The sequence below is a fragment of the Rhizobacter sp. P2_G4 genome, assembly GCF_056403575.1.
The window spans coordinates 1,122,367-1,147,018 of record NZ_JBFUFG010000001.1; the positions used below are offsets into that span (position 1 = coordinate 1,122,367).

The following is a 24,652-nucleotide window of genomic DNA, read 5'->3' on the forward strand; positions in this document are numbered from 1 at the left end:
CGCTTGGCACTGGCTTGGTTGTTCGATGCAGCAATACCTCAGGGCTCCTTGCACAGGCAGTGGGTGATGGCCGTGAACGGCTTGCGGCCGTCGGTCATCTCCACCAGCCAGCCGAGCTCTTGCCGTGCTTCCTGCACCACCCGGCCAGGCATCGCGACTGGCGTGAGCTGCATGTCGAAGTGCTTGGCGATGGCTTGCGCCGCGGCTGGGCCGAGCAGATCGAGCAGCTGCTCGGCGCGGCCTTGCTCGGGCTGGATGTAGACGACACGCGCATCCTCGGGCAGCTTGGCGCGCGTGGCGGCCGACTTCAGCGCATCGCGGTAGTTGCCCAGCGTGTCGATCAGCCCGCGCTCTTTGGCCTGCTCTCCCGTCCACACGCGGCCTTGCGCCACGGCGTCGATCTTGTCGGGCGTGGTCTTGCGCGCTTGCGCGGCCTTGGTGGTGAACTCGCTGTAGATCTGGTTGATGGCTGTTTGCACCAGTTCGTTGAAGCGCGGGTTGGGCGGCAGGCGCGGGTCGCCGGCGCCGGCGAGCCAGGTCGTGGTGACACCGGCCGTGTGCACGCCGATCTTGTCGAGCGCCTTGTCAGCGTTGGGCAGAAGCGCGAAGACGCCGATCGAGCCGGTGATGGTGCCGGCATCGGCGATCACTTCGTCCGACGCCATCGAGATCCAGTAGCCGCCGGAGGCCGCTACGTCGCCCATTGACACCACCACCGGCTTGCCGGCGGCACGCGTGAGCTCCAACTCGCGGCGAATCAGCTCGGAGCCGTACACGGCGCCACCAGGCGAGTTCACGCGCAGCACCAAGGTCTTGATGTTCTTGTCGTTGCGCGCCTTGCGGATCAGCTCGGCTGTCGAGGCACCACCCACGCTGCCGGCCGGCGCGCTGCCGTCGACGATCTCGCCTTCAGCCACCACCACACCGATGGCATCGCCGACGATCGAGCGCTTTTGCCGCGCGAGGTAGCCATCGAACGAGACTTGGCGGAAGGTCTTGCCTTCTTCGTCTTTCACGCCGCGCTCGATCATGATGTCGCGCACTTCGTCTTTCGTCTTCAGGCCGTCGACGAGCTTCGCGTTGAGCGCGAGCTTGCTGGCCTCGCCACCGGCAGCGGCCAGCAGCGGCTGCAGGTCGTTGATCATCGCCATCAGGCTCCCGGCCGGGAGCTTGCGCGCCTTCTCGACACCGTCGGTGTAGGTGTGCCACAGGCCGTTGTAGAGAAAGCCGCTTGCCTCGATCGACTCTTTCGACGGCTCGTTCAAGGTGTAGGGCTCGCCGAAGTTCTTGTAGGTGCCCACGCGCACCAGGTTCACGCTGACGCCCACCTTGTCGAGCGCGTCGCGGTAGTAGTTCTGGTAGCGGCCGAAGCCCTGCAGGAAGACCATGCCCATCGGGTGCAGCAGTACCTCGTCGGCCTGTGCCGCCAGGTAGTACTGGCGCTGGTCGTAGCTGCCGCCCCAGGCGGTGATCTTCTTGCCGCTGGCGCGAAAGCGCTGCATGGCCGCGGCCACTTCACGCAGGCTGGCCATGCCGCCGCCCTTGAAGTCGTCGAGCAGGAGCACGGCGCGGCTGATCTTCGGGTCGTTGGCGGCGGCATCGAGCACGGTGAGCACGTCGCGCAGTTGCGTGCTGTTCGGCGGCTCGCCGTTGAGCTGTGCCAAAGCCGCATCGCGCAGGCCGGCCGCATGCTGCTCGACCAGCGGGCCGCGCAGGTTCAGCACGAGGGCGGTGTTGTCTTCGAGCTTGGGTGGGCCGCTGTTGGCGATGGCCACGATGACCACCACCAGGATCAGCAGAAAGATCAGATTGAAGATCGTGCGGCGTGTGGCGTCGACCAGCCACCAGAGCCGGCCGAACCAGGTGCGTGTCTTGCCAAATCGTCGGGGTGTGGGCATCTCGGCTCCAGGGGCGTGCGGGTGATTGGCTGCACTGTAAATGCAGAGGCGGCCCAGCGTGCTTCGTGGCGGCGCTGCGCTCTCACCATCATCGTGGCGAAGCTGAGGGGAAGAGGGCGTGGGGTCATCGAAGCGCTCCTGGCATGTTCGTGTTGATGGCACTGTCCCGCAGCCTCGCTTCGCACAACAGTGCGATGAGACGAAGCGCTCCCAACACGGCGCGAAACGCATGCGCTACGCGCTGAAATGCCATGCCTGCGCCTGGGCGACAACGGCCTGTTTTCCTACAGACGCGACCCATGCGGCAGCGGTACTATTTTTTCGGGCCGCAGTTCCCTCCTCCCTCCCTCCCTGAATGCTGCGGTTCATTCAGCGGGCCGTGCGTGAGCACAGCCCGCTTTTCTTTTGCTCGCATCTTTTGTGGGTGATAGGGCCTGCGCGCTTGTTGAACAATGCGTTCTCCATCGCCATGAGGAGCTGCCATGTCGATTCGCATCGTTCAACTCGGAACACCCCGCGCAAAGGGCGAGGGCCTGCGCCTCGGCACAGTACGTCGCCCGCCCCGAGGCGTGCCCAAGGCCGAGTTCGCCCAACGCGATTTCTACGACGTGTGGCTGCCCAATCTTGCGCCCACCGATGAGCTGGTGAAGCAGGCGCTGGCCGCGGAGACCGATGCGCAATGGAAAGCCTTCACGCGCCGCTTCATGGCCGAGATGAAGGAGCCCGACAAGGCGCATCTGCTGGACACGCTGGCCGCGCTGTCGCACCAGACCGACTTCTCGATCGGCTGCTATTGTGTGGAAGAGTCGCGCTGCCACCGCTCGGTGCTGCGCGGCCTGCTAGTACAGCGCGGGGCAGCCCTCATGGCGTAAGGCCGAAGGACGAGTCGCCGACAATCGCGGCATGTCACAACATCCCATCGTCATTCTCGGCACCGGCCTCGCCGGCTACACGTTGGCCCGCGAGTTCCGCAAGCTCGACAAGGAAACGCCGCTCAACATCATCAGCCGCGACCATGCGGGCTTCTATTCCAAGCCCATGCTCTCCAACGCGTTGGCTGGCAAGAAGACCGCGGCATCGCTGGTCATGAAAGCCGTCGACAAGATGACGGCGGAGCTGAACGCCGTGCTTCACGCCAACACGGCAGTGAAGCGCATCGACACGCAAGCGCAGGCCGTCGAATTCGAGAACGGCGACAAGATCCACTACCGAGACCTGGTGCTGGCATTGGGTGCCGACCCGATCCGCCTGCCGTTGCAAGGCGACGCGGCCGACACGGTGCTCTCGGTCAACGACCTCGATGACTACGCACGTTTCGCGGAGCGGCTCGAGGGCGTGAAGACAGTCGCCATCCTCGGCGGTGGGCTGATCGGCTGCGAGTTCGCGAACGACCTGCTGTCGCGCGAGATCAAGCCGACGGTCATCGACCTGGCCGACCGCGCCTTGCCTCGCCTGTTGCCGCCACAGGCCAGCGCGCGCCTCCAGGCCCGGCTCGAGGCAGCAGGTGCCAGCTTTCGCTTCGGCGTCTCGGTGCAGCGCGTGGACCGTGCGGCCAGCGGGCTGAGCTTGACCTTGAGCGACGGCAGCACATTGCAGGCCGACCTCGTGCTGTCGGCCATCGGCCTTCGCCCGCGCACAGCGCTTGCGCATGAAGCGGGCATTTTGGTGAACCGCGGCATCGTGACCAACCGGCTGCTCGCCACCAGCGCTGCAAACGTGCACGCCATGGGCGACTGCGCTGAGGTCGACGGCCACACGCTGCCCTACGTGATGCCCATCATGCAGCAGGCCCGCGCGCTGGCCGCCACGTTGAACGGCACACCGACGCCGGTGCTCTACCCGCCGATGCCGGTGCTCGTGAAGACGCCCGCCTGCCCGACGGTGGTCTGCCCGCCGCCGCTCGACGCCTCAGGCGCCTGGGTGGTCACCGAGAGCGATGAAGCCTGCGACGCCCGCTTCATGAGCGGCGATGGCCAGCTGCTTGGCTTTGCGCTGCTGGGCACCGCCACGACGCAGCGGCAGGCACTGGTAGGCCAGGTCCCGGGCCTGCTGACTTAGCGAGCGGGCAAGGCGCCTCTGTCGGGTCACGCAGCGGGCGTGGCCTCGAGCGAGCGAAGTTCGCCCATGACCTCGTCCAGCTTGCTGGACACGGCCTGCACGATGCTGTCGATGTCGGAGTCACTCGCGCCCTCCATGCAGGCGTGCTCCAACGCGGCGGCAGACTGCTCCAACCCATGCATGCTCAGTGTGCCGGCCTCGCTTTTGAGGTCGTGTGCGGCGCGTGTTGCGACGTCGGCGTCTCCGTTGGCGCGAGCAGCGCGGAAGCGCTGCACGAAGTCAGCCTCTTTTTTGCTGAACATGCCCAGCATGCGGCGGTAAAGCGCTTCGTTGCCACCGGCGTTGGCCAGGCCGCTGGGCATGTCGATGCCGTTCGGCGAAAAGGGCGCCTCCACGCGCTGGCTGCCGTCGCCCGATGACCTGTTCGGCTTCACCCATTTCGCGAGGGTGGCGAACATTTCGGCGACGACGATCGGCTTGGCGATGTGGTCGTTCATGCCCGCGGCCAGCACGGCCTCGCGGTCGCCGACCATCGCGTTGGCCGTCATCGCGATCACCGGCAGGGTTTGCAGCGACGGCTGCTCGCGCAGCGCCTTGGTGGCGGCGTAGCCATCCATGACGGGCATCTGGCAGTCCATCAGCACCGCGTCGAAACGCTCGCGAGCCAGCATGTCGAGTGCCTGCTGCCCGTCGTTGGCGACGCTGACGATGACGCCGACGCGGCTCAACAGGTCCACCGCAAGTTCCTGGTTGAACACGTTGTCTTCGACCAGCAAGATGCGCGCTTCTGCCAGCGCCGCCCGGTGGTCGACCATGGCTTCTTCGCGCCGCGCGCTGCGCGTGCGGACGGCGAGGGTCCGCCCGAGGGCCGTGGCGCAGGCATCGAGTAGGGCTGACGGCGTGACCGGCTTGGTCAGCAGCGCGCCCACCTTCAACTGGCGCTTGGTCAGGTGGTGCCGCACTTCTTCGCGGCCGAAGGCCGTGGCCATGATCACGACCGGTGGCGGGTGCCGCAGTGCCGCCCGTCCGACGAGCGCCTGAGCACAGGCGACACCATCCATGCCCGGCATCTTCCAGTCCAGCAGCAGCAGCTCGTACGGCTCGCCGCTCGCGTCGGCCTGCCCGACCTGCACGAGTGCCGCTTCGCCGCTGTCCGCCACATCCACCCGCAGATCCAGCGCCTGGCACATGGCGGCGAGCAGTTCGCGTGCGCCGGCGTTGTCATCGACGACCAGCACGCGCGTGTCGCGCAGTGCCTCGTCGCTCCAGCTGGGCGGCTGCGCGTCCGGAGCGTCTTGCAGCGGGAAGCTCAGGTCGAAGTGGAAGCTGCTGCCATGGCCCGGCCTGCTGTCGACCTGGAGTTCGCCGCCCATCAGGTGCAACAGATGCTGGCTGATCGCGAGCCCGAGGCCGGTGCCTCCGTAGCGCCGGCTGGTCGATGTGTCTGCCTGCGTGAAGGGCTGGAACAGGCGCTGCTGCTGTTCCGCACTCATGCCGATGCCGGTGTCGCGAACCTGGAAGCGCAGCCGGGCCGACACGCTGTCTTGTTCAAGCACGTGCACCGCCACGACCACGTCGCCGCTGTCGGTGAACTTGACGGCGTTGCTGCCCAGGTTGAGCAGCACCTGGCTCAGCCGCAAGGGGTCGCCCACCAACGCGGTCGGCAGCTGCAGCGGCATGTCGAGCAGCAGTTCCAGGCCCTTTTCGTCGGCCTTCATGCTCAGCACGTTGACCACGTTCTCCGCCACGTCGCCCAGGCTGAAGGGAATGGTCTCCACATCGAGCTTGCCGGCTTCGATCTTCGAGAAATCGAGGATGTCGTTGATGATGCCCAGCAGCGCCCCGGCCGATGCATGCACCTTGTTGATGTAGTTGTGCTGCTGCGGATTCAGGTCGCTTTGCAGCGCGAGGTACGACATGCCGAGCACCGCATTCATCGGTGTGCGGATCTCGTGGCTCATGTTGGCCAGGAACTCGCTCTTCGCCTGCGTGGCCGCCTCGGCGGCGCGCTGTGCACGTTCCAGCTCGCCGGTGCGTTCGTGCACGCGCTGCTCCAGGCCGGTTGCGAGCGCGCGCACCTCCTCCTCGGCACGTCGGCGCACCGTCGTGTCGGCGAACACCCCGACCGCACCGTGCACCGCGCCGCGCTCGTCGCGCAGCGGCCGAGACGTCACCGTCAGCCAGCGGCCGCTGTCCGGCGCCTCGCCTTCGTGCCGCATGTACAGATCGACGTGATCGACCGGCTCGCCACGCAGCGCGCGCGCCAGCGGCAGTTCGGCCGCGGGGCACGGTGTCGTGCGGTCGGGCAGGTACAGGCCGAAGCGGCTCGACCAGTTGCCGGCGCTCCCGGTCGTGAGCCCGGCACCGGCGATCTTCTCGGCCGCCGGGTTCATCAGCACGAGTTCGGCGTGCTCGTCGACGACGAGCACCGAATCGCCGATGCCGTCGAGCACCGAGCGCAGGATGCGGGTCTGGTTCTGCAGCTCGCCGCGTGAGCGGCGCAGCCGCAGCAGGAAGAACACCGTGCCGGCCAGGGCGACGAAGCTGGCCGCGAGAACCGTCCACAGCCAGCGCTGCTGCAGCTCGCGCGTCTGCAGCGCGGTGGCCTGCTGCTCGCCGCGGCGCTGCAGCTCGGCGAGTTCGCGCTGGCGGCTCTCGACGCGGTAGCGCTGCGTGAGTTCGATCATGCGTGCGCCGCTGCGCTCGATGGCCGCGCGTGACTGCATCTCGGTCGCTTCGGTCGTCAGCATGTAGGCTCGCTTGTAGTCGCCGGCAACCGCGGCCAGCTTGGCCAGGCGGCGGGCGCTTTCGGCGCGGTAGAACGGCGCATCGATCTGGCCGGCGAGCTCGTAGCCGCTGTCGGCATCGGCCTGCGCGGCGGCTCGCTCGCCGCGTGCCTCGTGTATCTCGCTGCGGACCTTGAGCGAGTACCACATGCCGATGCGGTGCGGTCTCTCCTCGTAGATCGCGATCGCGCGATCGACCTCGGTGGCAGCTTCGGCCAGCCGGCCTACCCGCTGCAGGTTGTAGGCGAGGGTGTAGTACGCGATCGCGAGGTTCGCCGGCGTGCGCGTCGTCTCGAACATGACGATCGCCTGCCGGTTCATCGCCATGCCGCCCTCTGTGTCGCCGCGCTGGACCAGCATGCCGGCAATGCCCAGCACCGCATACGCCTCCAGCACCTTCGAGCCGGCCACCTTCGCGTGGTCGCGCATCAATTCGTATTGCTCCACAGCTTCAGGCAGGCGGCCGCTCTGGTCGTACGCGATCGCGATGCCATGGTGCGCGTAGACGAGCGCGAGCGGGTTGCCCGAGCGCTGGGCGATGTCCATGCCTTGCATCGCCAGCGTGACCGAGTCCTCGTACTGGCCGATGCGGCGGTACATCACCGACGTGCGCAGCATCGCCTCAGCCAGCAGGTCGGGTCGGTGGATGCCATCGAGCAGCGAGAGGCTGTGTGTCGTCGTCTCGACGAGGCGGTCGATGCGGCCCTCGTTGATTGCGGTGAGCGAGAGGTTGAGCTCCGCCTCGGCCTGGCCTGCCCGATCACCGGCGGCGCCCGCGATCTTCAGCGCCTGCTCGGCGTGCTCGATCGCCGGCTTTGTCAGCGCGAGGTGAATCTCGGTGCGCGACAGCAGGTTGAGTGCGCGGGCGCGGTCGGGCGGGGCGGCGTCTGCGGGCAAGGACGCCAGCAGCCGCAATGCCTGCTCGTAGGCGGCCGGGCCGTCGTTGTCCGCAAGCAGGCGGGTCTGCGTGACGCTGGTGCGCCAGTCGTCGAGCGGCGTGGCCATGGCGGCAGCTGCGGCAAGCGTGCAGAGCGCCGCAGCGCACAGGCTAGCAAGCCAGGCCCGACCGGATCGACCTTCCGCCATCGATGTCCCTCCTTTGCTTGCAGTGTCGGCCACTGGCGGACAGCCGGCACCTGCCCGGTGTTGGCGATCCGTCAGATTTGCACGCTCAGGCTGATGCCGATCTGGCGGTCGTTGACCCACGCGTTCTCCGGCCGCGTCTCGGTGCCGAAGTATGAGCGACGCACCGTGCCGAGCAGGTTGCCGCCATCGATCGACCAGGCCACGCGATCGTTCATGCGCCAGCGCAGCGACGCGTCGAGCCAGCCGTAGGCTTTCGTGTAGGCCGGGAATGCGCCCAAACCGACGACGCTCGTCGTTCGGCTGATGAAGCGGTTGCGCCAGTTCCAGGCCAGCCGCGCCGACCAGTCACCGTATTCGTAGAGGCCGATCAGGTTCATGCTTTTGCGCGACAGGTTCTGCATCGGCACGTTGGCTTGGAGCACGCGGTCGTAGATGCTGCTGTCGACGTAGGTGGCGTTGACCTGCAGGCCGAGGCCCCGCCAGGCGCCGGGCAGGAAGTCGAGGAAGCGCTGATACGCCACTTCGACGCCACGAACGTTGCCGGTATCGGCGTTGTAGGGCCGGCTCACGCGATAGGTCGCGCCGTCGTGCTCCTCGTCCTGAGTCTGGGTCACGATGACGCCATCGACGCGTTTCCAGAACAGGGTCGCCGAGGCTGCATGGCCGCGGCCGAAGTTGCCTTCCGCTGCGAGATCGACATTGGTCGCGCGCAGCGGTCGCAGCGCCGGGTTTCCGGAGGTGCCCTGGTTGAGCCGAGGGTTCACCGAGTTCGGTGTCAGCGTGATCGATGGCGAAAGCTGGTTGAAGTCGGGGCGTGTGATCGTGCGCGATGCGGCCGCGCGCAGCTGCAGCGGGCTATCGGTGCGCCAGCGCACGCTCGCGCTCGGCAGCCAATCGGTCGTCGAGGTGTCGGTCGCGATCGGCTCGATGGCGCCGGTCGACGGCACGGTCTGGTTGCCGTCGACCATCGAGCGCGTGTGCACGACGCGCATTCCGACTTCGCCGTCGAGCCGCTGGACCGGCAGCTTCCAGCCGGCCTGCGCATAGAGAGCGTCGGTTTGCTCGCGGATGCGCCAGACGCCGAGCGGGCTGCCCTCGGTCGGCAGCGGCGTCGTGATGCCGAACGCAGCGCGCAGCGCAGCCGGGTCGCGCGCATCGACGAGCGTGTCGGTCAGGTAACCGTCGATGCTGGTCGTGTGGCCATTGAGGAAGGGGCCGTAGGGATAGGGCTGGGTCCGGCCCGGCATGCTGGCGGCGCTCACCGTGCCTGGCACCGCCACGTCGCCGAAGATCAGGTTCGGCGCGTTGCTGGCCTCGCGGCGCGCCTGGCGCCAGCCGAAGGTGACGCGGTCGAGCGTGCCGCTCTCGAGCTGCCATTCGCCGTCAAGTCGGGCGGCGAGCAGCTTGCCGCTCAGCGGCCGGATGCGGTACAGGACCGAGGTGTAGCGGTAGCTCGCCGGGTCGGCCAGGTCGGTGCCTGTGATCGAGGTGGCCGGCACGCTGCCCGAGAGGTCGTGCGTGAAGCGGGCCGCGTTTGCCACGAGCGTCGTCCCGGAAAAGAACAGGTGGTTGCGGCTGCGCGTGTGGCTGAGGTCGGCAGTGAGGCGCAGCGGGCCGTCTGACCAGATGGCGCCGGTGGCGAACTGGCGCGTGCGGTCGATCGTGTCGCGCGCGAAGCTCAAGATGGAGATCGGCGCGTTGGTCCAAGTGATGTGCTGGACGTCGCTGGTGCCAGGGAAGAGGGCGACGCTCGCGGGGTCGAAGCTGCTGCCGCTGCTGAAGTTCGGGCCGACGTTGATCTGCTGCGTGTCCTGCTTCGTGCGCAGCTCGGCGAAGTGGGCCTCGCCGTAGACCTCGAGCGCAGCGCTGGGCCGCCAGCCGAGCATCAGGCTGGCCGCGCTGCGGCGGCGGCGGCCGAAGTTCGTGCTTTCGCTCGTCGAGCCGGGCGCCTCGGTCTCCTGGCCGGGGACGAGATCGACATTGCAGGTCGGGTCCGTCGGGGCCGGCGGGATGCTGGGAACCCGGCACCTCATCGGCGTGCCGGTGCCCTTGGTGTCCTCGCGCCACGCGCGGTTCTGCAGCACCACGTTGAGCAGCATGCCGACCTCGCCGACTCCAGTGGCCGCACGGTTGCCGAACAACACCGAGAACTGGCCGGCGCTCTTGTCCACCAGGTCGCCGTGCATCGCGCGCGCCGACAGGGCAAGCGTCGGGTCGCGGAAGTCGAACGGCCGCCGCGTGCGCAGGTCGACCACCCCGCCGAGCCCGCCTTCGATGCGCGAGGCCGACGAGTTCTTGTAGATGTCGATGCCTGAGAGCATCTCGCTCGGCAGGTCGGCATAGTCGAACGCACGGCCGAAGCCGGCGGTGAACAGTTCGCGCCCGTTGAGCGTCGTCTCGACCTGAGTCAACCCGCGCACCGAAAGGACCGAGGCTTCGCCGCGGTCGCGTGTGATCTGCACGCCGGTGATGCGCTGCACCGCATCGGCAACGCTGAGGTCGGGCAGCTTGTAGATCTCGGAAGCGACGACGCTGTCGACGATGTCGTTGCTGTTGCGCTTGCGCTCGATCGCCGACTCGAGGCTGCCGCGGGTGCCGACCACGATCACGGGATCAAGCTGTTGCTGAGCCGAGGCCGCGAACGGACCCAGCAGTGCGACCACGATGGCTGGCGTGCGAACCCGGGTGGATTTCATGGCGCATCCTTTTTCCACGAGACGGCTCGTGAAGGCGTGACACCATGTTGCGCGCCGGGGCGGGGGGGCGGATCGGTAGAAGCCCTTCCCCTGGGCCGGGGCGTCCGGCAGTGCTCGCTAGATCGCGAGAGGGTCCACGTCCAGCGCCCAGCGCATGACCGCTTTGTGCTGGCCGCGCAGCGAGGGCAGCGAAGCCATCCATGGCGTGAGCACGCGTTGCAGCGCACCACGCGTCGAGGCCTCGATCAGCATCTGCATGCGTTCGATGTTGGCCACGCGCGCCACGCTGGTGGGCACCGCCGGGTAGATCAGCAGCTCCGAGGCGCCGGGGATTTGCGCGGCAAGGTCGGCGGCTGCCTGCAGAAAGTCCTTTGCCGCCTCGGCCGTGCGCGCTTCGGCGCGCAGCAGCGCCAGGTGCGCAAACGGAGGCAGGCCGGCCATCTCGCGCTCCTTCAGCTGGCTCGCGGCGAAGGCGGTGTAGTCGTGGCGGCGCAGCGCCCCATACAGCGGATGCGTGGGGTGCCAGGTCTGCACCCACATCTCGCTGCGTGCGGCCTGTGCGGCGTCGCGACCGGCGCGGCCCGCGGCCTGCATCAAGAGCGAGAACAGTCGTTCGGGCGCGCGGAAATCGCTGCTGAACAGGGCGCTGTCGGGGCTCACCGCAGCGACCAGCGTGATGCGACGGAAGTCGTGGCCCTTGGCGATCATCTGCGTGCCGACCAGCACGTCAACATCGCCGGCATGCACGGCCGAGAGCTGCGCTTCGAGCGCGCCTTTCAGCTTGGTGCTGTCGGCGTCGATGCGGGCCACGCGGGCGCCGGGCAGGCTGGCGGCGAGCTGTTCTTCCAGCCGCTCGGTGCCGCGGCCGATGGAGGCGATGTCGAGGTTGCCGCAGTCGGGGCAGGCGCGCGGTACGGCCTGCGTGAAGCCGCAGTGGTGGCAGCGCAGCGTGCGGTCGAGCTTGTGGAACACGCGCCAGGCGCTGCAGTTGGGGCAGCCGCTCTTCCAGCCGCAGTCGGTGCAGTGCAGCACCGGCGCATAGCCGCGGCGGTTCAGGAAGACCAGGCTTTGCTCGCCGCGCTCGAGCCGCGTGGCAAGAGCCGCCACCAGCTGCGGTGACAGCGTCGATGTGACGCCCGTCGCCTTGGGCAGCAGGTTCATGTCGACCAGGCGCACCGCCGGCAGCGCGCCGCCGCCGATGCGGCTGGCCAGCGACAGGCGCACGTAGCGGCCTTGCTCCGCGCGCTGCCAGCTTTCGAGCGATGGCGTGGCCGAGCCCAGCACCACGCAGGCGCCTTCGAGCTTGCCGCGGTACACCGCCAGGTCGCGTGCCGAGTAGCGCGCGCCTTCCTGCTGCTTGTACGACGGGTCGTGCTCCTCGTCGACCACGATCAGGCCGAGTCGCGGCAGCGGCGCGAACACCGCCAGCCGTGTACCCAGCACCAGGTCAGCGAGGCCCAGGTGCGCGGCCAGCCAGTTCTTCAGCCGCTGCGCCGGCGTCAGGCCGCTGTGCAGCGAGACGATGCGGCGCGGCGCGGCGCCGCCGCCGAACCGCTCGGCGAAGCGAGCTTCGAGTTGTGGTGTCAGGTTGATCTCGGGCACCAGCACCAGCACCTGCCGGCCGGCGGCCAGCGCTTCTTCGGCGGCCCGCAGGTAGACCTCCGTCTTGCCGCTGCCGGTCAAGCCGTGCAGCAGCACCACCGGCGCCGCGCCTGGCGTGCTGAGTTCGCGCAGGCGTTCGAGTGCAGCGGCCTGGTCGGGGCTCAGTTCGGGCCGCGAAGCCGGCGCGACCGCGTCGACCGGTTTGTCGAAGGCCTTGCGCAAACGGGTGATGCGGTTGGCGAGCTGGGCGTCGTCGAGCTTGCGCAACTCGGGCGGCAGCACCGAGAGCGCCACTTCACCCAGGCCCCGCTGGTAATACGCTGCTGCAAACTCGACCAGTTCGCACCAGCGGGCAGACAAGGGCGGCAGCGCCTGCAGGACCTGCGCAATGGGCTTGAGGGCCAGCGAAGGCTCGTCCAAAGGCTCGCCAGGCCACACCACACCGGCCACTTCGCGGCGACCCAGCGGAACACGCACCAAGGTGCCTGGCGGAAGCCGGCGCTCACATAAATAGTCGAGCGCGGTCTGCAGGCCAGTGTGTTGGGGTGCCTCGACAGCGACCCGAAGACGCTGCGGCTCATCCATGTCGGATCAAGGTCCAGTTAGGCGCCACAGTTCAGGCTCTCGTGAGGGATCGGCTTTAAGTGACTGATTTTCAAAGCCTTTTGAATGTTTCCACGGCTCCTGTGGATAACTTTGTGGGAAACATGCAAAAAATGACGCTAGATCGTTGATTTTCGGGGCCTGGCGCTACGTTGCCCACTTTCGAAGCAATTTCGCGTATCAATGAAATCAAGGACTTAGCGCATCAATACGAAATATGCGTGCCCGGATAAGCCGCCGGACATCTCGAAAAGGCACATTCCGGCTTTTGGGGATAAGTCAAGCCCTGAGTGATTGCTCACCGGGAAATCACTGCCCCACGTTTCGTCGAAGTGCAAGCAGTTGCAACTGGGCCGCTGATTTCAGGCACGCTCGTGCAGGCGCGGCGAGTGCTCATGCACCGCATCGACCAAGGCCGTGACGCTTTCGGGTGGCGTGTGCTGGCTGATGCCATGGCCGAGATTGAAGATGTGGCCGGCCGCGATCCCGTCAGCGGCCTCTGCTGGCCCGAAGCTGTCGAGTGTGGCGACCACCTCGGCGCGGATCTGCTCCGGTGACGCGAAGAGCACGTTCGGGTCGAGGTTGCCTTGCAGCGCGGCGAGATGGCCGATGCGCTTGCGGGCGGCGCCGAGGTTGACGGTCCAGTCCAAGCCCACGACGTCTGCGCCGGTGACGGCAATCTCTTCCAGCCACAGGCCACCGCCCTTGGTGAACACGATGTGCGGAATGCGCTGCCCATCGTGCTCACGCTTCACCTGCGCCAGGACGCGGCGGGTGTAGTCGAGGCTGAAGCGCTGGAAGGCGCCATCGGCCAGCACGCCGCCCCAGCTGTCGAAGATCATCACCGCCTGGGCGCCGGCTTCGATCTGGGCGTTCAGGTACGCGGCGACCGCATCGGCGTTGATCCGCAGCATGCGGTGCATCAGGTCGGGCCGGCTGTAGAGCATGGTCTTGACGAGGCGGTAGTCGTCCGAGCCGGCCCCTTCGACCATGTAGCAGGCAAGCGTCCATGGGCTGCCCGAGAAGCCGATCAGCGGCACGCGGCCATTCAATGCCTTGCGGATCGAGGTGACTGCGTCGAAGACATAGCGCAGCTTGTCCATGTCAGGCACTTCGAGCTTCGCGACCGCGGCCTCGTCACGCACCGGTGACGCGAATTTGGGCCCTTCACCGAGCGCAAAGCTCAGGCCCAGGCCCATGGCGTCGGGTACGGTGAGGATGTCGCTGAACAAAATGGCCGCGTCAAGCTTGTAGCGCTCCAGCGGCTGCAACGTGACCTCAGTGGCGAAATCGGTGTTCGTTGCCAGGCCCATGAAGCTGCCGGCCTTGGTACGGGTGGCACGGTATTCAGGGAGGTAGCGRCCCGCTTGGCGCATCAACCACACCGGCGTGTAGTGGGTGGGCTGGCGCAGGCAAGCCCGCAGGAAGGTGTCGTTTTGTAGGGGGGCAAACATCGAAGGAATTATGGCCCCCAGTCGCTTCGCTTCTGCCCCCAGGGGGCTGAGCCCGGACACATCTTGTCCTGTGGACGAGATGTGCCTGGCGAAGGGCCGGGCGTCTCGCCCGGCGCGGCCTGCAAGGCCCACCCCGCGGCCCGGCGAAGCCGGCTCCGCGGGCGTTGCTCTGTCACGCTTCGCGTTGCTCGCTTTTGAGGTCCGTTCGCAGACCTCCACCCGCTCGGACTGAGGTATCGAAGCCCTCTCGTTGTCTGAAGATATGCGACCATCATCGCTTGTCTTGAAGGAGATGCCATGCTTGCTCAGAACGTTCTGCAGACCATCGGCAACACGCCGCACATCCGCATCAACCGCTTGTTCGGCAACTCGCACAGCGTGTACGTGAAAAGCGAGCGGGCGAATCCGGGCGGGTCGATCAAGGACCGCATTGCGCTCTCGATGATCGAGGCGGCGGAGCAGAGCGGGGTGCTGAGGACCGGCGGCACGATCATCGAGCCGACTTCGGGCAACACCGGCGTTGGCCTGGCGATGGTGGCGGCTGTGAAGGGCTACAAGCTGGTGCTGGTGATGCCCGAGAGCATGAGCGTCGAGCGCCGCCGGCTGATGCTGGCCTATGGCGCCACCTTCGTGCTAACGCCGCGTGAGAAGGGCATGAACGGCGCCATCGCCCGCGCCACCGAGCTGGTGGCGGAGACCCCGGGTGCGTGGATGCCGCAGCAGTTCGACAACTCGGCCAACATCGACGTGCATGTGCGCACCACCGCACAGGAGATCGCGGCCGACTTTCCGAGCGGTGTCGATGCGCTGATCACCGGTGTGGGCACCGGCGGGCACATCACCGGCTGCGCGAAGGTGCTCAAGGCCATGTGGCCCAAGCTGAAGGTGTTTGCGGTGGAGCCCAGCGCCTCGCCCGTCATCAGCGGCGGCAAGCCCAGCCCGCACCCGATCCAGGGCATCGGGGCGGGCTTCATCCCGAAGAACCTGCACACCGATCTGCTCGATGGCGTGATCCAGGTCGAGGCCGAAGCCGCCCGCGAGTACGCCCGCCGCTCGGCGCGCGAAGAAGGCCTGCTGGTCGGCATCTCGTCCGGTGCCACGCTGGCTGCGATCGCGCAGAAGCTGCCCGAGCTGGCCAAGGGTGCCACGGTGCTGGGTTTCAACTACGACACCGGCGAGCGCTACCTCTCCATCGAAGGTTTCTTGCCCGCGGAATGACAGCCCCTCGATCGCTGAACAGGGCAAACGGCCAACCGGCTCGCAAGCCTGTTGGCGCTCCAGCGGGCATTCCCCGAGCAGTCGGGGAATCCTGGTCCGCTTCCGCTCCCCCGAGGGGATTGCCGGCCAGCTTGGGAGCGGCCCGGCGCTTGGCCGGCGCCTCAGCCTTCAGAGTTTGAAATGAAACCACGCGTCCTGATCGTCGAAGACGAACCCGGCATTGCCGACACGCTGCAATACGCGCTACGAACCGAAGGGTTCGATCCGGCCTGGGTGGCCACCGGTGAAGAAGCGCTTGCGCAGGTGAAGGCGCAAATGCCGGCGCTCGTGATCCTCGACGTCGGCCTGCCCGACACCAGTGGCTTCGAGGTCTTCAAGCGCCTGCGCGAGTTCACCGATTTGCCGGTCGTGTTTCTCACCGCGCGCAGCGACGAGATCGACCGCGTGGTCGGCCTCGAACTCGGGGCTGACGACTATGTGGCCAAGCCCTTCTCGCCGCGCGAACTGGTGGCTCGCGTGCGCTCCATCCTGCGCCGCAGCGCCAAGGCGCCGGCTGCCCCTCCGCAGCCTCCCGCGTTGCCGCTCAGCGTGGACGAGGGCAAGCGGCAGATCCGCTTCTACGGCGCGCTGCTCGAACTCTCGCGCTACGAGTTCGGCCTGCTGCAGACGCTCGCCTCCCGGCCCGGCCACGTGTTCTCGCGCGACGCCCTGCTTCAGCGCGTGTGGGACGACGCCACCGAAAGCCTGGACCGAACCGTCGATGCCCACGTGAAGACGCTGCGCGCGAAGATGAAAACCGTCGCGCCCACGCTGGAGCCGATCCGCACCCACCGCGGCACGGGTTACGCGCTGGCCGAGGACTTGCCGACGACGCTGCCGGCCTAGGACCCCTAGCTCGTCAGGCTGCGATCGGCAGACTGACGCCGATCGCTCGAACCAGCGTGACCCGCCCGTCCTGCCGCGCACGATCGAAATCGGCCTCCACAGCCTGCAGCGCCTGCACGCTGGCCGCGCTGCTGCCGGTGATGCCGATGGCGCGGTGTCGACCTTCGCTCTTGGCGATGTAGAGCGCCAGGTCGACCAGGTTGATCGCCTGCTCCCAACTCAGTGGCACGGCATGCGGCGGCAACGGAAAGCGTGCGTAGCCGATTGACGCGGTGACACGTAGCAAGCGGCCGCCTGCTTCGATGGGCGTGCCCGACACCGCCTCGAGCACGCGGGCGGCCAGTTGGTCGACCTGCTCGGCCGAGGCCTTGGGCACGAGGATCAGGAACTCTTCGCCACCCCAGCGTGCGACCAGGTCGTCGCGCCGGGTGGCGTGGGTCAGCCGGCGCGCCATCTCCACCAGCACCTGATCGCCAGCGGCGTGGCCGATGCGGTCGTTGACCTGCTTGAAATGGTCCACGTCAACCAGCAGCAGCGTGCCTTCGAAGCCTTGCCCCGCCCCGCGCTGCGCGCCCATCGCCTGCAGCGTGGCATGCACGTGGCGACGATTGGCCAGGCCGGTCAGCGTGTCGCGCTCGCTTTGCATGCGCAGCTTGTCATGGCTTGCGCTCAGTCGGCGATTGATCTCACGAACGCGGCGGTACAGCAGGCACACGAGCCCGATCGACAGGCACATCAGCGCGCCCACCAGCCAGGCGATGCGCTGGCGCAGCTCGCCATTGCCGAGTTGCTCGGTCTTCAGGGCGTTGTCACGGGCCATCAGCTCGATGCTGCGCTGCTTGGCTTCGGCATCGTTCTGCAGCCGCAATTCCTTCAGCGCCGCTTCGCCGTTGGCCTTGGCCAGACTGGCGCTGATCTCGCGTTCCTGGTGATACAGCTGCAGGGCCGTGTGTGCGTCGCCTGCGGCGGCCAGTGCTTCGCCGTATTCGCGCAGCGACTCGGCCTGATGCCGCAGGTCGCCGCGGCGCTTCCAGATGTCGAGCACGTCGGCGAGGTCCTGCTTGCCGGCATCAATGCGGCCGAGTCCGATTTTCGCGATGCCGATGTTGTTGATCAATATCGCCGGCTCGGCCGCGCCTTCGCCGAGGCCGCGCACGATGGCCAAGGCCTGCTGGCCGGCCTGCAAGGCCTCGGCTGGCTGCTTGAGCCGCATGTACGCGTCGCTCAGGTTGGTGAGCATCTGTGCCTCCAGCCGCGGTTCGCCGGCCTTGCGAGCCAAGACCAGTGCTTCCTGGCGGTAGCGCAGCATGTCGGCCTTGCTGGTGCCGGGACTGGTCCCGGTGCTCGTGCTGCGGTCGCTGGCGGTGGCGGCGTCATTGCGCGTGCGGGCTTGCAGCGCCACGTCGCCCGACGCATCGGCCAGGCGGAAGGCCTGTTGCAGCAACGGCTGAACGGCGGCCGACTCGTCGCTGCGCTGCGCCAGGACTGCGAGCGTACCCAGGCTCATGGCTTGTCGATGCACGTCACCGGCCCGCGCGGCGACGGCCAGTGCCGATTTCTCATGCGCTCTTGCCATCGACACGGCGCCCAGCGCCATCGAGCGTCGCCCCAGCAGCCGCAAGCTGCGCCATGCCGAGCGGTAGTCGCAATCGCTGTCGACCACCGGCCCGTTGTTGCAGGCTTGCTGCAGCGGGCCGAGCGCGGCTTGTGCCGAGGCTGCGGCCTCGTCCATCTGCCCCGCCGTGTCGGCGATCAGGCCTTGAACGAGCCGTGCCACGGCGGTGCCGATCGGGTCGTTTGCATCGCGCGCCATCACCGTCATCTGCTCACCGATGGCGCGAGCTTCGGCCAGGCGATTGATCTGGAGCTCTACCGCGGCGAGGCCTTGCAGCACGACGATGTTCTCGCGCGGCGAAAGCCCAGGCTTCGTGCGCAAGCGGTCGAGTTCGGTTCTCGCGGGCCCTGGCCGCTCATAGCCTTCGCGCACCAGACGGTCGACGCGATCATCCAGTGAGCCCGCGACCCAGCGGGCCGATGACGATGTGTTCGTCTGCGCGCTGACGTTGCTCGCTAGTGCGCAGCCGAGCGCCAAGGCGAGGACGAAGGCGCGCGCAGGCCGCTGAATTGCGCTCATGCCCATTCCGCCTCGGCCTCGCACGGCAGGTCGGCCTGCTGCCCTTGCAGCAGCGTCAGCGCAACCTGGCCTTCGCGGCAAGCAAACTCCAGTTCGCTGGCGACGGCGTCGATGCCGGCCTCGTCTCGGGCGTGCAGCAGCTTCACGCCGTAGCCGCGGTTGCGGCCATGGTCCTTGGCCAGGTACATCGCGGCGTCGACCAGGCGGATGGCGCGTTCCCATGCCACCGCAAGCTGCGTTGGCGCGATCGGAAAGGTCGCGAAGCCGATCGATGCCGTCACGGCGATGTGCCGGCCTTCGTACACCACCGGCTCGCCGCTGATCGCGTTCAGCATGCGTTGCGCCAGCGTGTCGGCGGTGTCGCCGGCGGTCGTCTGCGCCACGACGAGAAACTCTTCACCGCCCCAGCGCACGATCATGTCGTCGTCGCGCAGCGCGGCACGCAGCCGGCGAGACACCTCTTCGAGCACCGCGTCCCCGGCGGCATGCCCATGGCTGTCGTTGATGCACTTGAAATGATCGACGTCGATCAGCGCCACGGTGCCGACGATCTTGCCGTCTGGCGCCAGCTTCTGCATGGCGCCCTGGAAGTAGCGCCGGTTGGCCAGCCCGGTCAGCGGGTCGCGCTCACTCTGCACCTTCAGCATCTGGTTGCTCGCAACCAGTGCCTGGTTGGTCCGGCGAACTCGACGGTAGAGCATGGTCACGCCGAGGATCGACAGTGCGAACAGCAAGCCCAGCACCAGCCACAGCTGCTGCAGCAGCGTGCCGTGCTTCAGCTGCTCGGCCTTGAGCCGGTTCTCGCGGTAAAGCAGTTCGAGCTGCGCGCTGCGCTGATCGGCGTCGAACTGTTCCTGGACCGCCAGCATCGCCTTTTGCGTGCCGCTGCGGAGGATTGCGTCCGAGTCGTGGCGGTAGGCGTGCAGCGCTGCGATTGCACCGGCCGCGTCGCCGGCCCGCTCCAGTGCGGCGCCGAGTTCGCGGTTGCCGTCGGCCACGCTGGCCACCATGCCGCGCTGCTGCTCGATGGCCAGTGCCTCGTTCACCAACCGCTTGCCGGTGTCGATTTGACGCAGTGCGATGTAGCCCAGGCCCATGTTGCTGAGCGCGACCACCTCGCCTTCGGTGTCGCCGACCTGGCGCGCCAACGGCAGTGCGCGCTCAGCGTAGGCGATGGCCGTCTTCGGCTCGTTGGTCATGAGAAAGAAGTTCGACATGTTCGCGCTGAACAGGGACTCCTCGGCCTTGGCACCGGCACGGCGGGCGTTGTCGATGGCGTTCTGCAATGCGCGGCGCTCGCCCGCCATGTCGCCGGCGGCGTCGTACAGGATGGCCCGCGTGTTGTACGCGTTGGCAATCGACATCCAGTCGTTCGCTTCCTCTGCGACCGCGATCGATTCGTCGCTGAACCGGCGTGCACGCTCGGCCTGGCCGGCGGCGTGATACGCGAAGGCGAGGTGGGACAGTGCGTCCACCCGGCGCGAGGCACGGCCGCTCTCGTTGGCGAGCTTCAGCGCGTCGTGCCAGAGGCGCAATGCGTCGTCGACGCGAAGGGCATCGTTGCGCAGTTCGGCGAGCTGGCGCACGTGGCGAAACTTCACCAGAACGGGTGCGTCGGGCGGCAGCAGCGCGAGCGACTGAACGGTAAGCGGCTCGGCACTCTTCGAGTCCCCGCGCCGCAAGGCGATGCGCACACGCAGCAGCATGGCACTGGCCCGCACGATGGGGTCGGGCCGCTCCTCGTCCCATTGGTCGAATTCGCGTGCGATCGTTTCGGCGGTGTCGAGCTGGCGTGCAGCCGCCAGCAGCACGCCGCGCGCAAACATGGTTTCGCGGCGGCGCACGCTGTACGGCTCGGATGCCAGCGCCAGCAACGCGCGAGCGGTCTCGAGCGGGCGTGCCCGGCCCTCGTCGGCCAGAGCCTCGATCAACGTGTCGGCGGCCTCGGCTTTGACCGCCGCTGCGGCGCTTGCATCGAGCGCCAGCCCCATCAGCAGTGAGGTGGCGAGCGCGAGCCAAGCCGCGCGCTGGCGCAACCCGGTCGCGCGGCCGGTGGCGGCACGCGAGAACGGGGCCGGGAGCGGAGACGAGGTCATCAACGGGAGTGGGTCAGCGGGCAGCGCGATGGGATGGAAAGCAGCACCGCGCGTTTTACCCGCTGGAGCGGGCCTTGGCGAAGCGAAAGACGCCGTGCGAGTGTTTTTGTCACGCTACCCCGGCGCGCATCACTCCAGTGCGCCCTGCAACGCGCTCCAACGGGGCGAACTTGCACCTGCCTGATAACGTCGCACCATGAGCAAGCGAACGCGCATTTTCATCGGCATCCTGCTGGCCTACGTGGCCGGCGTGGGCCTGCTGATGTACCGCCAGCTCGAGGAGATCGACCCGCGCTACCGCGAATCGGCCGAAGAATCACTGGTTGAAACGGCGCAGCTGCTGGCCACGCTGATCGAGGGCGTGTCGCGCGACGGCACATTGCAGGCCGATGCGCTCGACCCGGTGTTCCAGGCCCTTTATGCGCGCCGCTTCAAGGCCAACATCTATGGCTTCGAGAAGACGCGTGTCGAGATGCGGCTGGCGGTGGTCGACCGTGGCGGGCGCGTGGTGTTCGACTCGACCCACCGCGCACTCGGCGCCGACTATTCGCAGTGGCGCGACGTGAGGCTCGCGCTGCAAGGCGAGTACGGCGCACGCACCACGCCCGATGTCGAGACCGATCCGCGAACCTCGGTGATGTACGTGGCCGCGCCGATTCGCGTGGCCAACCAGATCATCGGGGCGGTCAGCGTGGGCAAGCCCGTGCAAAGCTTCGGCCAGTTCGTGCAGGCGGCGCGCCGAAAGACGGTGCTGGTCGGCACGATCTCGGTGGTGGCGGTGCTGCTGTTCGTGGTGATCCTGTCGGTGTGGCTGGTGCGGCCTTTCGGCGTGTTTGCCGACTACGTGCGCTACGTGCGCGCGCAGCGCTCGTTCAGCCTGCTGCGCCTGAGCCGAAGGGCGCTGAGTTCGGTGCGAGCCGCCTACGACGAGATGCGCGATGCGCTGGCCGGCCGCAACTATGTGGCCGACTATGTGCAGACGCTCACGCACGAGGTGAAGAGCCCGCTGTCGGCCATCCGCGGCGCGGCCGAGCTGCTGCAGGAGCCCATGCCCGATGCCGATCGTGCGCGCTTCCTGGCCAACATCTCGCGCGAGACGCAGCGCATCCAGGAGCTGGTCGATCGCATGATGGAGCTCACCGCCCTCGAGTCGCGCCGCAGCCTCGACGCCACCGCGCCAGTGGCGCTGAAGCCGCTGCTGCACGAGCTGGCCGCGAGTGCGCAGCCAGCGGCCGAGGCGCGTGGGCTGCACGTCGTCGTGGCGGACGGCATCGCCGATGCGACGGTCGAGGCTGATGCCTTCCTGCTCCAGCAGGCGCTGTCGAACCTGGTCGCCAACGCCATCGACTTCTCGCCGCCCGGCGGCACCGTGACGCTGGGGCTTGCGAGGCACCGCCGCATGGTCGACGTGACGGTGCGCGACCGCGGGCCCGGCATTCCCGATTACGCCGGAGACAAGGTGTTCGAGAAGTTCTATTCGCTGGCGCGGCCGCACTCGCGCAAGAAGAGCACCGGGCTCGGCCTGCCCTTCGTGAAAGAGGTTGCTGAGTTGCACGAAGGGCGCGTGACGCTGTCCAACGCGCCCGAAGGTGGCGCGCTGGCCACCTTGTCCCTGCCGCTGAGCGAGCAGGCGACGCGAATCACTTCGCCGGCTTGACGTAGACGATCTTCTTGCTGCCGCCGTCGCAGCTACCGACGACCTTGCGCTCGCCCACCTGGTCGGTGGCCACGATCTCCAGCGTGTAGCCGGTGACGTGGGCCGCATCGAGCTTGGTGGCGATCTCGGTCTTGAGCTCATCGCACGGCTTGGCGGCGAAGGAAGGGGCGGCGGCGATCGCCAGAACGCCAGACAGAACGCAAGGCAAAACACGAGACAAGGCAAACACTTTCATCGGGTGACTCCTGATTGAAGAACGCCGCCAGTATCGGTGCTGGCGCGCAGTTCACACAGGCTTCACAAAACGCGCCTCAGGCTTCAAACCGTCTTCGCACGGGCGCTCGATCCTTGGCACCCAGGCCCACCGCATCGGTGTGGCCGCCCAGGAGAAAAACCGCCATGTCCCGCCCGCGCCGCTTCTATTCCAAAGCGCCTTTGCACCCGCTCACCTGCACCGGCCGTGTGATGTGGTGCATCGCGCTGTCGCTCTTCTCCGCCGTGCTGATGCTGTTCTGGTCACCAGCCCGCGCCGACGATTCGGAGGCGCAGAAGGGCGAGAGCCCGTACTTCGCCGTCAACAGCAGCGAGCCGGGCACCGACCGCCTGCCGCTCAAGTCGACCCATGTGGACGTGCGCATCACCGGCGTGATCGCCGACGTGACGGTGACCCAGCACTACCGCAACGAAGGCCAGCGCGCGATCGAGGCGCGTTACCTGTTCCCGGGTTCGACGCAGGCAGCGGTGCACGCGATGAGCGTGCGCCTGGGCGACCGCCTGCTCACCGCACGCATCAAGGAGAAACAGCAGGCCCGCATCGAGTACGAAGCCGCGAAGAAGGAGGGCAAGACCAGCGCTCTGCTGGAGCAGCAGCGTCCGAACGTGTTCGAGATGAACGTGGCCAACATCCTGCCCGGCGACGACGTGGCGGTAGAGCTGCACTACACCGAGCTGCTGACGCCGCGCGACGCGCAGTACGGCTTCGTGTTCCCGACCGTCGTCGGCCCGCGCTACAACAGCCCGACCCGCGCGGAAGGCAACGGCCCGGCTATTGGCGGCGCTTACCTGAAGAGCGGCGAGCCTTCGCAAACGGCCTTCACCATCCGCGTGACGCTGGACACGCCGGTGCCGGTGAAAGAGATTGCATCTCCTTCGCACGAGGTGATGGTCGACGGCGCCGGCAGCTGGCACGCCGTGGTGTCGCTCAAGCCCAGCGAGGTGTCGGCGAACAACCGCGACTTCATCCTCAACTACCGCCTGGCGGGTGACCGCATCGAGTCGGGCCTGATGCTGTTCCGCGGCCCGGACGACGGCGGCGAGAACTTTTTCCTCGCGATGATCGAGCCGCCCAAGGCCATCGCCACCAAGCAGATCAACCCGCGCGACTACATCTTCGTGGTCGACATCTCGGGCTCCATGCACGGCTACCCGCTGGAGACCGCCAAGGTGCTGCTGCGCAACCTGATCGGCGGCCTGCGAGCGAGCGACACCTTCAACGTGATGCTGTTCTCGGGCAGCAACCGCATGCTCTCGCCGACCTCGGTGCCCGCCACGCGCGCCAACATCGAGCAAGCCATCAAGACGATCGATGCGATGGGCGGTGGCGGCAGCACCGAGATCGTGCCGGCGCTCAAGCGCGTGGCTGCGTTGGCCAAGGCCGACGACGTGTCGCGCAGCGTGATCTTCGTGACCGACGGCTACGTGAGCGTTGAAGCCGAGGTGTTCCAGCTCATCCGCCAGAGCCTCAACCAGAGCAACGTCTTCGCCTTCGGCATCGGCAGCAGCGTCAACCGCCACCTGATCGAAGGCATGGCGCGCGCGGGGCAGGGCGAGGCCTTCATCGTCACCAAACCCGAGCAGGCGGCCGACCAGGCCGAGCGTCTGCGCAAGATCATCGAGTCTCCGGTGCTGACGCAGGTGAAGGCTCGCTTCGAAGGGCTGGACGTGTACGACGTGGAGCCGGCCCAGCTGCCCGATGTGCTGGGCGGCCGCCCGGTGGTGGTGTTCGGCAAATGGCGCCGCGACGACAGCCAAGCCGGCCTGCCGGTGAACGCGAAGCTGATCGTTGAAGGTCGCACTGCGGACGGTCAGTACCGCAACGAGCTGGCGACTGCCGGCCGGGAAGACCAGACCTCGTCGGCACTGCGCCACCTGTGGGCTCGCCAGCGCATCGCTGCGCTGAGCGACCAGGAGGCGCTCGAAGGCAATGGCGCACAGAAGCCCGCCATCACGCAACTCGGCCTCACCTACAGCCTGCTCACGCAATACACGAGCTTCATCGCGGTCGACCAGCGCGTGCGCAACCCGAACCCGGCGCTGGCGCAGCGTGTCGACCAGCCGTCGCCGATGCCTGAAGGCGTGAGCAATGCCGCCATCGGCGCCGAAGTGCCGAGCACGCCTGAGCCGGGTGCGCTGCTGGCACTGCTGGTGGTGATCGGCATCGTGGCCGCGACGCTGTGGTCGCGTCGCCGCGACTGAAGCG

14 protein-coding genes are annotated in these 24,652 nt (G+C 67.5%); 6 read left to right on the top strand and 8 right to left on the bottom strand.

Going from position 1 to position 24,652, the window contains the following annotated elements; translation table 11 throughout:
• Nucleotides 1-38: 38 nt before the first annotated feature.
• Nucleotides 39-1,898, bottom strand: coding sequence for a signal peptide peptidase SppA (gene sppA / locus AC1DYS_RS05355; RefSeq protein ID WP_477896764.1), 1,860 nt, complete (start codon nucleotides 1,896-1,898; stop codon nucleotides 39-41).
• A 482-nt stretch (nucleotides 1,899-2,380) separates the two neighbouring features.
• On the opposite strand from sppA, the gene AC1DYS_RS05360 reads away from it, so the two are divergent.
• Together AC1DYS_RS05360 and AC1DYS_RS05365 are read left to right on the top strand one after the other, a co-directional pair.
• Entirely contained in the window at nucleotides 2,381-2,770 is a 390-nt protein-coding gene (locus tag AC1DYS_RS05360; RefSeq protein ID WP_477896766.1) for a DUF488 domain-containing protein, read from the top strand.
• A gap of 31 nt (nucleotides 2,771-2,801) precedes the next feature.
• The gene (locus AC1DYS_RS05365; RefSeq protein ID WP_477896768.1) at nucleotides 2,802-3,956 is read left to right on the top strand and encodes an NAD(P)/FAD-dependent oxidoreductase; all 1,155 of its coding nucleotides are present in this window, start codon (nucleotides 2,802-2,804) and stop codon (nucleotides 3,954-3,956) included.
• 26 nt (nucleotides 3,957-3,982) lie between these two features.
• On the opposite strand, the gene AC1DYS_RS05370 is transcribed toward AC1DYS_RS05365, so the two are convergent.
• From AC1DYS_RS05370 to hemE, 4 genes are all read right to left on the bottom strand, one after another.
• Complete coding sequence (locus tag AC1DYS_RS05370) at nucleotides 3,983-7,828, bottom strand: response regulator (RefSeq protein ID WP_477896770.1); 3,846 nt, start codon at nucleotides 7,826-7,828, stop codon at nucleotides 3,983-3,985.
• A 71-nt stretch (nucleotides 7,829-7,899) separates the two neighbouring features.
• The gene (locus AC1DYS_RS05375; RefSeq protein WP_477896772.1) at nucleotides 7,900-10,524 is read right to left on the bottom strand and encodes a TonB-dependent receptor; all 2,625 of its coding nucleotides are present in this window, start codon (nucleotides 10,522-10,524) and stop codon (nucleotides 7,900-7,902) included.
• 117 nt (nucleotides 10,525-10,641) lie between these two features.
• Complete coding sequence (locus tag AC1DYS_RS05380) at nucleotides 10,642-12,711, bottom strand: primosomal protein N' (protein WP_477896774.1); 2,070 nt, start codon at nucleotides 12,709-12,711, stop codon at nucleotides 10,642-10,644.
• A gap of 380 nt (nucleotides 12,712-13,091) precedes the next feature.
• A complete protein-coding gene (gene hemE / locus AC1DYS_RS05385) occupies nucleotides 13,092-14,183 on the bottom strand; it encodes a uroporphyrinogen decarboxylase (RefSeq protein WP_477896776.1) in 1,092 nt (363 codons plus the stop codon).
• A 297-nt stretch (nucleotides 14,184-14,480) separates the two neighbouring features.
• Between hemE and cysK the strand changes: the two genes are divergently transcribed.
• Both cysK and creB read left to right on the top strand, forming a co-directional pair.
• Complete coding sequence (gene cysK, locus AC1DYS_RS05390; RefSeq protein WP_477896778.1) at nucleotides 14,481-15,401, top strand: cysteine synthase A; 921 nt, start codon at nucleotides 14,481-14,483, stop codon at nucleotides 15,399-15,401.
• 180 nt (nucleotides 15,402-15,581) lie between these two features.
• Nucleotides 15,582-16,286 carry a two-component system response regulator CreB gene (gene creB / locus AC1DYS_RS05395; RefSeq protein WP_477896780.1) on the top strand — a complete coding sequence of 235 codons (705 nt, stop codon included), beginning with the start codon at nucleotides 15,582-15,584 and terminating at the stop codon, nucleotides 16,284-16,286.
• Nucleotides 16,287-16,299: 13 nt separating this feature from the next.
• Here creB and AC1DYS_RS05400 read toward each other — a convergent pair whose 3' ends face one another.
• Both AC1DYS_RS05400 and AC1DYS_RS05405 read right to left on the bottom strand, forming a co-directional pair.
• Complete coding sequence (locus AC1DYS_RS05400; RefSeq protein ID WP_477896782.1) at nucleotides 16,300-18,420, bottom strand: tetratricopeptide repeat-containing diguanylate cyclase; 2,121 nt, start codon at nucleotides 18,418-18,420, stop codon at nucleotides 16,300-16,302.
• Nucleotides 18,417-20,516 (bottom strand): GGDEF domain-containing protein, encoded by a 2,100-nt coding sequence (locus tag AC1DYS_RS05405; RefSeq protein WP_477896784.1) that lies wholly within the window; start codon nucleotides 20,514-20,516, stop codon nucleotides 18,417-18,419. The genes AC1DYS_RS05400 and AC1DYS_RS05405 overlap by 4 nt, the downstream gene beginning before the upstream one ends.
• Nucleotides 20,517-20,712: 196 nt before the next feature.
• On the opposite strand from AC1DYS_RS05405, the gene creC reads away from it, so the two are divergent.
• Nucleotides 20,713-22,173 (top strand): two-component system sensor histidine kinase CreC, encoded by a 1,461-nt coding sequence (gene creC, locus AC1DYS_RS05410; protein ID WP_477896786.1) that lies wholly within the window; start codon nucleotides 20,713-20,715, stop codon nucleotides 22,171-22,173.
• Here the strand turns inward: creC and AC1DYS_RS05415 are convergent.
• Entirely contained in the window at nucleotides 22,157-22,408 is a 252-nt protein-coding gene (locus tag AC1DYS_RS05415) for a DUF1161 domain-containing protein (RefSeq protein WP_477896788.1), read from the bottom strand. The genes creC and AC1DYS_RS05415 overlap by 17 nt on opposite strands.
• A gap of 164 nt (nucleotides 22,409-22,572) precedes the next feature.
• Here AC1DYS_RS05415 and AC1DYS_RS05420 point away from each other — a divergent pair, with 164 nt between their 5' ends.
• Nucleotides 22,573-24,648, top strand: a complete 2,076-nt coding sequence (locus AC1DYS_RS05420; protein WP_477896790.1) for a VIT and vWA domain-containing protein — start codon at nucleotides 22,573-22,575, stop codon at nucleotides 24,646-24,648.
• The last annotated feature ends 4 nt before the right edge of the window (nucleotides 24,649-24,652 follow it).